The sequence below is a fragment of the Aureispira anguillae genome (assembly GCF_026000115.1).
Classification (GTDB): Bacteria; Bacteroidota; Bacteroidia; order Chitinophagales; family Saprospiraceae; genus Aureispira; species Aureispira anguillae.
Genome location: NZ_AP026867.1, coordinates 6,338,677 through 6,351,721 on the forward strand (window position 1 = coordinate 6,338,677; position 13,045 = coordinate 6,351,721).

Annotated in this window: 9 protein-coding genes; 8 read left to right on the forward strand and 1 reads right to left on the reverse strand. The window is 37.5% G+C overall.

The window, feature by feature from the left end; all coding sequences use genetic code 11:
• Positions 1 to 52: 52 nt before the first annotated feature.
• From AsAng_RS24800 to AsAng_RS24835, 8 genes are all read left to right on the forward strand, one after another.
• Positions 53 to 1,219 (forward strand): pyridoxal phosphate-dependent aminotransferase, encoded by a 1,167-nt coding sequence (locus AsAng_RS24800; RefSeq protein ID WP_264789818.1) that lies wholly within the window; start codon positions 53 to 55, stop codon positions 1,217 to 1,219.
• Positions 1,220 to 1,400: 181 nt separating this feature from the next.
• A complete protein-coding gene (locus tag AsAng_RS24805; RefSeq protein ID WP_264789819.1) occupies positions 1,401 to 2,567 on the forward strand; it encodes an ArsA family ATPase in 1,167 nt (388 codons plus the stop codon).
• Between the two features lies 1 nt (position 2,568).
• Positions 2,569 to 3,027, forward strand: coding sequence for a GNAT family N-acetyltransferase (locus tag AsAng_RS24810; RefSeq protein WP_264789820.1), 459 nt, complete (start codon positions 2,569 to 2,571; stop codon positions 3,025 to 3,027).
• Positions 3,028 to 3,107: 80 nt separating this feature from the next.
• Complete coding sequence (locus AsAng_RS24815) at positions 3,108 to 3,836, forward strand: type III pantothenate kinase (RefSeq protein ID WP_264789821.1); 729 nt, start codon at positions 3,108 to 3,110, stop codon at positions 3,834 to 3,836.
• Between the two features lie 69 nt (positions 3,837 to 3,905).
• On the forward strand, positions 3,906 to 5,306 hold the full coding sequence (locus AsAng_RS24820; RefSeq protein WP_264789822.1) for a hypothetical protein: 1,401 nt from the start codon (positions 3,906 to 3,908) through the stop codon (positions 5,304 to 5,306).
• Positions 5,307 to 5,589: 283 nt separating this feature from the next.
• Positions 5,590 to 7,020: a hypothetical protein gene (locus tag AsAng_RS24825; RefSeq protein ID WP_264789823.1), complete on the forward strand. Its 1,431-nt coding sequence runs from the start codon at positions 5,590 to 5,592 to the stop codon at positions 7,018 to 7,020.
• 242 nt (positions 7,021 to 7,262) lie between these two features.
• Positions 7,263 to 8,723: a hypothetical protein gene (locus AsAng_RS24830; RefSeq protein ID WP_264789824.1), complete on the forward strand. Its 1,461-nt coding sequence runs from the start codon at positions 7,263 to 7,265 to the stop codon at positions 8,721 to 8,723.
• A 430-nt stretch (positions 8,724 to 9,153) separates the two neighbouring features.
• Positions 9,154 to 11,949 carry a DUF3458 domain-containing protein gene (locus AsAng_RS24835; RefSeq protein ID WP_264789825.1) on the forward strand — a complete coding sequence of 932 codons (2,796 nt, stop codon included), beginning with the start codon at positions 9,154 to 9,156 and terminating at the stop codon, positions 11,947 to 11,949.
• An 82-nt stretch (positions 11,950 to 12,031) separates the two neighbouring features.
• Here the strand turns inward: AsAng_RS24835 and AsAng_RS24840 are convergent, their stop codons facing one another.
• The gene (locus AsAng_RS24840) at positions 12,032 to 13,042 is read right to left on the reverse strand and encodes a YfiM family protein (protein WP_264789826.1); all 1,011 of its coding nucleotides are present in this window, start codon (positions 13,040 to 13,042) and stop codon (positions 12,032 to 12,034) included.
• Positions 13,043 to 13,045: the final 3 nt, after the last annotated feature.

Sequence of the window (13,045 nt, forward strand, 5' to 3'; positions counted from 1 at the left end):
TGATTATTATAACAAGAGTGTCTGGACTATTATTAGATAAATATCCAATTATATGGAACATACAGAAAACATACAGCATTTACTGCCAAGGCATATTCGGAAATTGGTTGAGTCCAAAGAAGCGTTGACCACGGGTTATCCGAACAAAGAAGGTTATCTAAATGCCCACTCTGCTGTGGGGTTGTATGGGACTATCGGAACCGATGACGACTATAGCCAACGTCCCGATTCACAGGCATTGAAGCTAAAAGAAGAATTAGCTGCTTATGCAATGGTGGATGCCAACCAAATTTGTATAGGGAATGGCTCTACAGAATTGATCGATTTGGTACTGCGTGCTTTTTGTGTGCCCAACCAAGATCGAATTTTGACGTTTTCCCCTGCTAATAATCGCATTGAACATTTTGCTAAAATGCAAGCATTAGAGGTTCTATCATTAAATTTGGGGCATGATTTTGAGTTGCCTATTTATGAAGTCCGAAAGGCATTGGAAGAGGAGCCGAAGATGATTGTAATAGAAAATCCCAATCATATTACAGGTTCTTGTGTAGCCAGTTTTGATTTGGTTGATTTGGCAACCAACTTTGATGGTATTGTTGTTATTGATGAATCTGCCATTGATTATGTCTCAGAACAAAGTTTATTGACGATTATAAAGGATTGTTCAAATGTAATAATTATTCAGAGCTTTTCTAGAGCTTGGGGATTAGCTGCTTTGCCCGTAGGTATCGCTTATGCTGATCCTGAAATTATAAAGGTTCTAAATGCCATAAAACCAGCATACTCTGTCAATGAAATGGCACAGCGCATGGCGACCAAAGCATTGTATGTAGCAGATCAGAAAGACAGGATTGTTTCAAGAACAATTGAAGAACGTCAACAGGTAAAAGAAACATTAGAAAAGTTGCCTGCAATTGTCAACGTCTACGATAGCAACACCAATACGCTTTTGATAGAAGTAGAAGATGCTACTCTGATGACAGAGCACCTTCGAAAAGAAGAACAAATTTATGTGCTTAATGTATCGAATTATCCTGGTTTAGAGAATTGTATCAGAATTACAATTGGCAAAGGGATTGATAATCTAAGGCTGGTAAAGGCATTTAAAGATATGCCTTCCAAGACATCAGGAAGTCGATTTTTCTGGCAAACCGTTTCTAAAACATTGCGCCAAGCTAGTTCTTTTTTAGGCGTATTCAAGAAAATACTAGGCGTCTAATAGCACCTCATAAAACTCTGGGAGTGGTTAGAATGCTTACCAAGAAATAGGAAATAGTCTATCTTTATAAAAGGTGGGCTTTTTTTTGTCCACTTACTTGACTACTTTTGTGCATCACACAATCAATCATTGTATAATGCTTAGAGCCTTTGTGTTTTTTGCATTATAAAAAAACAAAATAATGCGTATAATTTTATTTACAGGCAAAGGGGGCGTTGGTAAAACTACAACTGCGGCGGCTACTGCTCTTCAGTGTGCCAAAAAAGGATTAAAAACGTTGGTGGTATCTACTGATCCAGCCCATAGTTTGTCTGATGCTCTAAATGTAGAGTTAAAGCCAGAGCCTACTCTTATTGCAGAGAACCTTTGGGGGCAAGAATTTGATGTATACTATTCTATGAAGAAAAACTGGGAGAGTATGCGCAATTTGATGTTGTCGATTTTTAAATGGAGAGGTGTGGATAACGTGGTTGCAGAGGAATTGTCTGTATTGCCAGGCATGGAAGAAGCTTCGGCTTTTTTATGGATAGAAAAATACTATAGCGAACAGTTTTATGATGTGCTGATTATTGACAGTGCCCCAACTGGTGAGACGTTGACCTTATTGACTTTGCCACAAGTTATGCAATCTTGGCTAACCAAAGCGTTTCCTGGGCAAAAGATGGTCATTAAAGCGGTTGGAAAATTGCTGAAAAAAACAAAAGGAATTCCTTTGGAAGAGGGCTATGAAGAGCTACAAAACTTGTTTGGAAAGTTGGAAGTTGTTCAAAAAATTATGTTGAACCCTGAAGTATGCTCGATTCGTATTGTCGCTAATCCTGAACGTATGGTGATTCAAGAAGCTAAACGGGCTTATACCTATCTCAATTTGTATGGGTATAATGTGGATGGTATCATTGTTAATCGCATTTTACCAGATTTAGCAGGAGGTGTAGGGAGTGTGTTTGAACAATATGTGAAATCTCAGGGAAAATACATAGAAGATATAGAAGAGAGCTTCCAGCCTTTACCTATTTTTAAGGTACAACATCAAGGGCAAGAGGTGTTTGGTTTAGCGTTGTTAGAAAAAATCGCAACCGCTATTTATCAGGAACTCAACCCTGCGGATATATTCCACAAAGAAAGCCCTTTTAAGGTGCAAGAATATCCAGATTATTATAAAATTTCCATGTATCTACCATTTATTGGGCAAGCTGAATTTGGTCTGGAAAAATATGGCGATGAGTTATTGATTAGCGTAGGAGGGCGCAAAAAGAGTGTTTTATTACCTCGATTTGCTAACTTTTTGAAACTAGATGGGCATGCCTTTGATAATTCTTGGTTGCACATTCGATTAAAAAAGAGTTAACATGAAATGGACTTGGACAAATAAACCATTTAAAGACTTGTCAGGAGAAGAAATCTATGAAATAGGACATCTTAGGCAGCAAGTTTTTGTAGTAGAACAAAATTGCCCTTATCTGGACTTCGATAATAAAGATCAGTTTTGTTGGCATGTGATGGCTCGGAATGAAAAGCAGGAATTGGTGGCTTATACTCGGTTGGTACCTAAAGGAGGATCGTATGAAAATGATGTTGCAATTGGACGTGTCGTAACTAGTCCCATAGCGAGGGGCAAAGGATTGGGACGCTTATTAATGGAACAATCAATTGCCTATTGCCAAGAATTGTGGGAAGGGCAGAATATACGAATTTCGGCTCAAGATTATCTATTAAAATTCTATTCAGAATTAGGTTTTGTAGATACAGGAAAAAAATATTTAGAGGATAATATCCCTCATACAGAAATGTATTTGGTCGATAAATAGGCTTATTCTATTGCAAAAAAATAGAATTGAACTATCCTTTCTTCTTTTCAAAACGTTTCTATCAACAAAACAAAAACACAATGAACCTCTGCATTGATGTAGGCAATACACAAGTTAAGTTTGGGCTTTATAATGCCAAAGGAGAATTATGTTCTTTTTTTCGGAATCCTGAATTAACCGTAGAATTCTTGCAGACAATTTTGACGGATTTTGAAGTGAAAAACGCTATCCTTTCTTCTGTTCGAGTAGAGAATGAAGCGGCATTTGCATTTTTAGAAGAGCGATTAGATAAAGTTCTATCACTTTCGCCTGATGTTTTAGTGCCAATTGAAAGTGTTTATGAAACCCCTAAAACCTTAGGGAATGATCGTTTAGCGGTTGTTGTGGGAGCAACAGTTTTGTACCCCAATGAGGGCGTTTTGGTAGTAGATGCAGGAACTTGTATTACCTATGACTTTATCACAGCCAGTGGTGTTTATATGGGGGGGAGTATTTTGCCAGGGATAAACATGCGTTTTAGAGCATTGCATGAATTGACAGCAAAATTACCGTTGATAGAAGCAGAAACATTGGATGTTTTTATCGGCACTTCAACCAAAACATCCATCCAAACAGGGATAATGCAGGGGGTACTGCACGAGCTCAAAGGATTTAGGACTCAATATGGGCGACAATTTGGCAATATTCGACTCATTGTAACAGGGGGAGATGCATCTTATTTTGAAAGTCAACTTAAAAATGAGATATTTGCGCAGCCTAATTTGGTTCTAATAGGTTTGAATAAAATTTTAGATTATAATATACAATAAATTTGACACAGTTGGTGACGTTGGATGCTTGTACTTCAAGTTTGGTTGGCAACTCAAAAATAAATTTTCATGCAACAGCTTTTTAAGCAATTATTTACACCGTTTGTAGTTCTGTTTCTAATGGTGGCAGTGGTGACTGTTTCTGAGGGGCAGTATTCTAGAGGAAATTCACCTTATTCTCGTTATGGTTTAGGAGATCTAAAAGGATCATTGTTTACTCCTAATGCTTCCATGAGTGGGGGACTGTCTGCTACTTATAGAAGTTATTGGGATGTTAACTTAACCAACCCTGCCTCTTTAGGGAAACTTCGCTATACTTCTTTTCAATTGGGGTTAGATTATCAGCACAGCGAATTATCAGAAAAAAATACAGGCTTAACAGCACAGGCAGACAATGGAAACTTGACCTATATTTCCTTGGCATTTCCGATTACAAAAAGTTGGGAAATCATGCGTGATACCCTTCGTAGAGGAGTACCAATTCAATGGGGAATGGGATTTAGTTTAATGCCTTACAGTCAAGTGAATTATGACGTTGCTGTAACTAGATCGGTTGGTTCCGTTCCTAATGTTTTATTTAACTATACGGGAGAAGGGAATAAATATAGAGTTAATTGGTCAAATGGTTTTACTTATAAGGGCTTTTCAGCAGGGGCTAACTTGGGGCTATTATTCGGAAAAATAAGCAATAATACCTATATAGATTTTCAAGACAGTGCCTATGCTGTAGCTTATGACGAACGATTGATTGTGGAAGAAAATGGTGTAGGATTTATCTGGGATTTGGGAGTACAATACGAATATGTTTTTAAATCTACCAATGGAAAAACTTCACCCGATCCAAATTTTAGCATCAAAAATAAACTGACAATAGGAGCTTATGCAGGAGGTGTTTCAGATATTATCACCACTTCTAGCAAACAGTATACTAGACAGAGTAGCTATCACCCAGTCGATTCTATCCAGAATATTAGTGGCGTGAAGGGAACGTTAAATATGCCAATTAAAATTGGTGGAGGTGTTTCTTTTGGTAAGGAATTAGGACTAATAGTTGGTGCTTCTTATGAAACAGAAATGTGGTCTATGTTTCGTAGAGATGGCGTAGCAGATGCTAATTTGGAAAACTCACATAGAATAGCAGTGGGGATGCAAATTGTCCCAGATTTTTCTGATTATACCAGCTATTTCAATCGAATTCGTTATCGAGTTGGAGCACATTATGGCTTAGATGCTCGTGCCTTTACGGCAAAGAATGGCACTCGCTACCAATTAATGGATTACGGTTTGTCTGTAGGGGCTGGTTTCCCTATGCGTCCTCCCAAAGCAAAAAGTATCTTAGGTTTTGTTAATCTTGGTTTAGATATTGGTTATTTAGGGCATCCAGAATTGATTGGCGATGTCTATTTTAGAGTTAACCTTGGTTTTGCACTCAACGCTAGTGGTTGGTTCAACCGCTCTAAGTTTAGATAGTATAGCATAAAAAAAAGTGTTTAGAACTGCCAAATTGTTGATTAAGCGTCAATGGTTTGGCAGTTTTTAATTTTAATACTCCGTTAATTAGCTAGTGCGCTAGCGCTTATGAGCTCCCTGAGGTCGGTTCGTTACACTCGTGAGCCAGCAAGCTGGGTTCGGGTTTTCAACGGAGTAATGTAATTTTAGACAAAATTTTAACATTTTTTCTTACACCAAGATGGAGCATCTTATCATCTAGTTGGTTGTAGTTCGTTCCCCACCAACTATAAACATGACAACTATGGCTAGATGGATGCAGGGCAGTTATTTGTTGCTCACACTAGGAATTATATGGACAAATTTGCTGCAAGCTCAATGCAATTCATGGGAGGAACACCCTAAGGGCATTCAAAGTGCAAAAGAAGCGCACCAACGATATAGAGATTTATTTCGTGCGAAACAGTACGAAGCTGCTTTCCCAATCTGGCAGGCTTTATTTCAATCGGTACAAATGCCTAAAGAAGCGCCAAGCAGGCATTTTAAAGATGGGATAAAAATGTATCGAGTCTTTGCAAAAAAAGAAAATATTCCTACCCAAAAGGCATTGTTGGTAGATACCATTATCAATTTATACCAACAAATGGAAATTTGCATTGGCAAAAATAGTCAAGATAAAGCTTGGTTGGGCTATAGTCTCTATGCTTTAAAAGCAAAACCCGCATTGGCTGTACAAGCACTAGAAGAGGCTTTGGTTTTAGGGGAAGATAATACTTCTAGCATGGTGATTGTTCCGCTTGCGCAATTGACGGTTTATTTGTATCAAAAAAGAGTTGCCTCATTTACAAAAGACTATTTAACTCAGTTGTATTATAAATTGGAGCGACTTGTTGAGGCAAACCAAGATGAAAAAAATATTTATCGAGAAAAATGGATGCGGGCAAAACAGGAATTTCTAAGATTACAAGACGAATTGGAAGAAATATGGGATTGTGAATTTTTTGAAAAACAATGGCAAGCTGCCTATCTGTTGGATTCTAATAATAGAAAACAAAATAGCATCATTCTAAAAAAAATAAAACAGAAATGTGGAAATACTTCAATGTTGTATCAACGGATTGAGCAGCATCAAGAATATTTGATGATTAATTATTGCGATGGTGTTCTTGTTGATAATTTGCCGTTGTTTCGGCAGGGGAACCATTGGGAAAAACAAGCTGCATCCTTATCAGAGAGAGGAGATAGCCTTCAGGCAAAAAGCTATTTAAAAAAGGCTTTTATCTTGTATGAGCAAGCCATCGAAAAAAGAGACAGTGCAATGACAGATGAAGAGAGGGGAAGGTTGTGCTATCGGTTGGCATATAAGGAGTATTTAGCAAAGGATTATATCAAAGCGAGAAAGTTTTGCCGACAGGCTACGACTTACAAAACCAATTGGGGAGCGCCTTATTTATTGGTTGGTGACATGTATGCGAGTAGTCTAAAGCTTTGCCAAAGTGGTGACCCTCAGAATCTAAGTGGTAGAGTGGTCATTTGGGTGGCTTTGGATGAATGGCGAAAGGCAATAAAAGTAGATCCTAAAAGTAGAGAAAAGGCAGAAAAAAAGATTAAAACATACAAAAAATACTTGCCTTTAATTGGGGAGGGATTTCAGGCTAGTTTGAAGGAAGGGGAATCGTATAAGGTAGCTTGTTGGATCAATCAAAGAACACGAGTTCAGTTTGCACAGGAGTGAAATAAAGAATGATCGATAATAATAAAACATTAAGCCCTGTAATGATTTATGTGTTTTGAGCAAATTTTACTATTTTTGCAACGTCCTTGAATAATGATTTTAAAGTGTTGATTTGCAGTTGTTTATTAGTGCGGTTGCCTGTTGCGGATTATTGTGGCACACTTTTGGATTTTTATAAAGCAAGAACTTAGAAGGATGAGTGAAAATAGAACTTAAATTAAGAATAAAAAATATAGACAGTTATGTTAAAAAAATGGAAATCTCTTTTGAAATTCGGTTCAGCCTTGTCACTTACCGTTGTAATGACAGGTCAAGTTTCTGCTCAGTGTGAATCTTGGGAAGCCTATCCTAGTGGTGTTGAGAGTGCCAAAGAGAAACATGTCATTTATAGGGATTTGTTTAAGTCTAAAAAATATGTAGAGGCTTTTCCTGTATGGGAAGAGTTGTTTGCTACTGTGAAAATTCCATTGCCAGCCAAAACAACGCACTTTAAGAATGGAATCACTATGTATAAAGAGTTTGCAAAGACAGAAAAAGACAAAGAAAAGAAAAATGAATATTTAGATAAAATGATCACGCTTTATGATGAAATGGCTGCCTGCTTGGGAGAACAAGCCAAAGATAGAGCGTGGGAAGGGTACAATATCTACGCTGCACGTGGTAGCTCAGAAAAAGCAATTGAGGTATTTGAAAAAGCAATTGAATTGGGCAAAAACGAAACGCCTAATATGGTATTGGTACCACTTACTCAATTAACGGTTTATTTGTTTCAAAGAAAACATCCCAAATTTACCGCAGAATATATGCGCAATTTGCACCAACAGTTAAAGGGAATTGCAGAGCATAATATTAAGAACAATGAAAAAGATGGCGAAAAGTATAAAACCAAGTGGGATAAAGTAGAGGCTGAGTTCAAGAAAATTGGTGGACAAATTTGGGGCTGTGATTTTTACCAAAACGAATGGAAACCTAAGTTTGAGGCAGAGCCTAAAAACATGGAGCAAAATGCTGAAATTCTTGCTGTCATTAAGAAAAAATGTGGTGTAGAGAATGAGTTTTACAAAGAGGTATTTGCAATCTATGATCCTTGGAATAAAGAACAACTGTATATAAAGGCTCAAAAGGAATTTGAAGGATGGTGTAACCTGAAAAAAGGCGAATTCCGTGAAATGGAGTCGAGAAAGTTTAAGAAGGCAGGAGATGAAGAACAAGCAAAAAAATACAAAGAAGAAGCTTTTGATTGGTACGAAAAATCGCTAAATGATCCTAGTTCAGAAGACTGTGAAACAACTGATGAAGAGAAAGGTGATTTGGCTTATCGTATTGCTTATCACGCTTATGGAAAAGGTGCTTATGGTACTGCCCGTACATTTTGTAAAAAAGCAGCAAGTTTGAAGCCAGGATGGGGAGAGCCTTATATGTTAATTGGAAATATGTATGCTTCTAGCGGAAAGCGTTGTTCTGGAGGAAAAGGAACGGGTTGGGATGCGCAAGTGGTGGCATGGGCTGCTATGGATATGTGGGCAAAAGCTAAAAGTGTAGATCCTAGTCTAGCATCTAGTGCAAATAGCAAAATAGCAAAATACAAAAAATATTTACCAACTAAAGGGGACATTTTCCAACGTGGATTGAAAGAAGGTGGCAGCTACAAAATTGGTTGTTGGATCGGCGTTACTACAACCATTCGTTCAAGCGGAGAATAGTAAAACCGAATATTTTTTATCAAAATAAAAGATTATTTTACCTAGAGAGGTATTAAAAATCTAAAAAAAGTCATCCATTACCGGATGACTTTTTTTTAGATTAAATTTTATACTTGCAAATTAGATTGGATACCATCGAAATAGCTGTTTCTTTCCCTAATCTACCAAATTTTATTAGTTTTGTAACGACTGCTCTCTAATTCAATGATTGACTATAAATTAAGTAAGCGGGCATAAAAGAGTATAGGTAAAAAAAATAATTATTTTTAGTGCTAATCAAAGAAAAAAGTTGAAGTTTTAGCAAGCTAAGACAAAACTTTTTGATGAAGAGTAGAGCAAAAAGATTTATTTTTTCCTGTAAATTATTGTGAACGGTTACTTATCCTAATTTAAGCATTGTTAAAACTCAAAAATCAAAAATAGACAATAGATGACCAACAAACATTTACTCGCCCTTCTTACTGCTGCATTATTTTGGACGGCATGCAATACTAATAGTAGGATCATTACTGTTGATTATACGGTTGAAAATCGAAATTTGGATACCGTTGCGGTAACGGCATCTAGAGTATCAAGCTTTGAACGACCTGTATACAATCCTAGTGCAACACGTACAAATGATTTGTTGCATACCAAATTGGATGTTTCTTTTGATTGGGAAAGACAGTATCTAAATGGAAAAGCTGTTTTGGAGCTAAAACCTATTTTTAAGCCAACCAATCAAGTGCGTTTAGATGCCAAAGGTTTTGATATTCACAAAGTCGCCTTAATGGGGACTAGTGGACAAGTCCCATTGCAATATAAATATGAAAACAATAAGGATCTGTATATTACCTTAGATCGAGTTTATAAAGCCGATGAGGTTTATCGTTTGTACATTACTTATACCGCAAAACCTAATGAATTGCCAATAGGGGGGAGTGATGCAATTACTTCTGACAAAGGTTTGTATTTTATCAACCCATTAGGAAAAGAAAAGGGGAAACCCCAACAAATTTGGACACAGGGAGAAACAGAGTCTAGCTCTTGTTGGTTTCCTACGATTGACCGCCCCAATGAGCGTTGTACCCAAGAAATTTACATGACGGTAGATAAAAAGTATAAAACCTTATCCAATGGTCGCCTGAATAATTCAATTGAAAATTCAGATGGAACACGTACCGATCATTGGAAAATGGATTTGCCACATGCTCCTTATTTGTTTGCTATGGTTGTGGGCGATTTTGCGGTAGTTACGGAAGAGTGGAACGGTAGATTGTTGGAGTACTTTGTAGAACCAAAGTATGAAAAAGATGCGAAGGCCATCTATAAAAATACTCCTGAAATGTTGACTTTCTTTTCAAATAAATTAGGCGTAACTTATCCTTGGGCTAAATATTCGCAGGCTGTTGTTCGTGATTATGTATCGGGTGCCATGGAAAATACTACAGCGGTTATTTTTGGTGATTTTGTTCAAATGACTACCCGTGAATTGATTGACAATGGCGACTTAAACGAGTCCATTGTTGCGCATGAAATGATGCATCATTGGTTTGGTGATTTGGTCACTTGCGAAAGCTGGGCTAATTTGCCGCTGAACGAGTCTTTTGCTAATTATAGCGAATACCTTTGGTTTGAGCATAAATACGGTAGAGATGCTGCTGATTATATTCGAAAAAATGAAATTGATGGATATATGAATCAAGCAATTATAGGCGCAGATAAGCATCCTCTAATTCATTATGGCTATGCAGATAAAGAGGATATGTTTGATGCTCATAGTTATAATAAAGGAGGGGCGATTTTGCACATGCTGCGTTATTATGTGGGGGATGATGCCTTTTTTGCAAGTTTGAAAAAATACCTAGAAGACAACAAATACCAAGCAGCAGAAGTACATAATTTGCGATTGGCTTTTGAGAAAGTGACAGGAGAGGACTTAAATTGGTTTTTTAATCAATGGTTTTTTACTGCTGGGCATCCTGATTTGGAGGTAACCAAGACTTATGATGCGGTAACTCGCACGCTAAACGTTACGGTGAAACAAACACAAGATTACAAAGAAAGCACGGTATTTATGTTGCCTTTTGCGATTGATGTTTATACTTCTAAAGGGGGCAAAGCTCAACGTACTAATGTTGTAATGACAGAGCAGGAACAAACGTTTTCTATTTATACAGGTGGAGAGCCTGTTTGGGTAGGAGTGGATGCTGAACGTGTCATCTTAGGCAAGAGAAAATACAAACAAACAAAGGAGGAATTAATCAGCCAGTTTCGTTTGAGCAAGCGTTTTCAAGATCGTTTTGAGTCTATCAAAGAATTGAGATACGCACAAGACAAAAATCCTGATGTTCAACGATTATTTAAAGATGCCTTAAATGATCCTTTTTGGGCGATTAGAGAAAGAGCAATTGATGCCATTGACATTGATCCAAGTGATGAATTGTTGATTAGTAAAATCATTGAAATTGCTAAAAATGACCCTCGTTCACATGTACGACGTGCAGCGATGGAGCGTATTGGTGGTTTAGAGAATTCGAAGTATTTAGAGGTTGCTAAGCAGGCTGTGGATAAGGAGCAATCTTATATTGTGGTTTCAGCAGCTTTACAAGCGATTTATCGTACCAATCCTACTATGGGAACGCAGTATGCTGAGCGCTTAAAGGGGGCTGAAAATGTTTCTATCTTATTGGGAATTGCTGCAATATTTGAAAAAACAGGGGATAGAAAACACCTTCCTTTTTATGAAAATAATTGGAACAAAACAGATAATTATGCTCGCTTTACATTCTTTAACAGCTATGCTACTTTGTTAGAAAATACAAAGGATGAAGCTTTGGTTAGAGAAAAAACGACCTATCTGAAAGGGGTTGGAACCAATAAAGATGTTTCTCAATGGGGGCGTTATGCTGCTTCTAATGCGCTCAAAAAATTACGAGATGACTTTTTTACAGAAGCAGAGCGAGAATGTAAGAAAATTGAAATGCTTCTTAAGGAGCTAAAAGGACAAGATACAAAGGATGCTATTGCCAAACTTCAGACGCTATTAAATGATAAGTCAAAATCAAACTACGAAGATGCTGTGGATGCTATTCAACGTCTAAAAGGCAATGAAATAGGAGGCATATTAGATAAGGTGGATGCTTTTTCGAAAGTAAATACTTATGATATTATTGCAGATACCATTGAAGAAATTAAGGCTTGGGAAACTGATCCTACTTTGTTAAAGCTATATCGTTCTTGGTAAACTTAGGTTGCCTTGCCGCTAACAGGAGCCATCTCTTAGATTAAGGGATGGCTTCTTTTATCATTACTCTTATTATAGCAATTTAAAAATAAAATGGATGAAATTTAACAGCTCCCAGTGTATTGATTTCTAAGGTAGGAAAGGGGACTTTAAAAATATTCAGTATTCCAAAGATTGTTTTTAGCCATTTGTGTTTGGTGGGAATTCGCTCAAAGTCAATGTCTAAGGATAGAAAAAATTGACTGTGCCGTTGATAGTGGGCAGGAGCCGTAAATGAATTCCCTGCCTTATCTTCCCAAGTATTACTTTCTGCTCCAAATACATTTTCTATTCCATAACCTACTGCTACATTGATCCAAGGAGGGGGAAAACCATGTGGTCTGTTTTTTAGAAAGGAGGCAATATTGACCGAAAGCCAAATCGTTTGCCCATTGTATTCTTTGAATAGTAATTCAGGAATGCTATTCCCAAAAAGTGCCGTTGTACGGGCGTGAATGGAGGAGGTTGCATTGCTATTGGTGGCTTGGATGGGAGTTGTAGAATATGATGGGCGGTGCGTTGACATTTTTAAGCGAAATCGCTGCTCTTGCCACAATAATTCTTGCCCTAAGTACAAGCTAGACCCCAATAAATTAAAGCCCATATCTCCCCAAGAAAAGCCCCATTTTTCAGAAAAACCATCCATGATTTCTAGTGTTGTTTGGAACAACAACCCCGTTCCAAAACCAACCCAAGCGGCTTGATTTCTAGAAAGCCCTGCCCAACGATAAAGATCACCAGCCCATTTACTTTCGAAATAACTGGTCATAGCGTGACCAAACTTATCCATTTGCCGCCAGCCATTCCAATCGTCAAAAGAATGAAATTTACTTCTGGGGTAATTCGCATACCAAGCTTGGTTTAATCCTATGGTAACCGCACTATAACCCGCTACTCCAATGGAAGTAATTGTCCAGAATCTAGCCTTGTTAAAACTTGGAGCGGTGTCAAAAAAAGTCAATTTTGGGGACGCTAATAAGGATAAACTATCGGTTTGGGCACTGGATGGAAAAGTAAGCAATAGAAGCAATAAGCAGTAAAGTAGTTTTTTCATAAT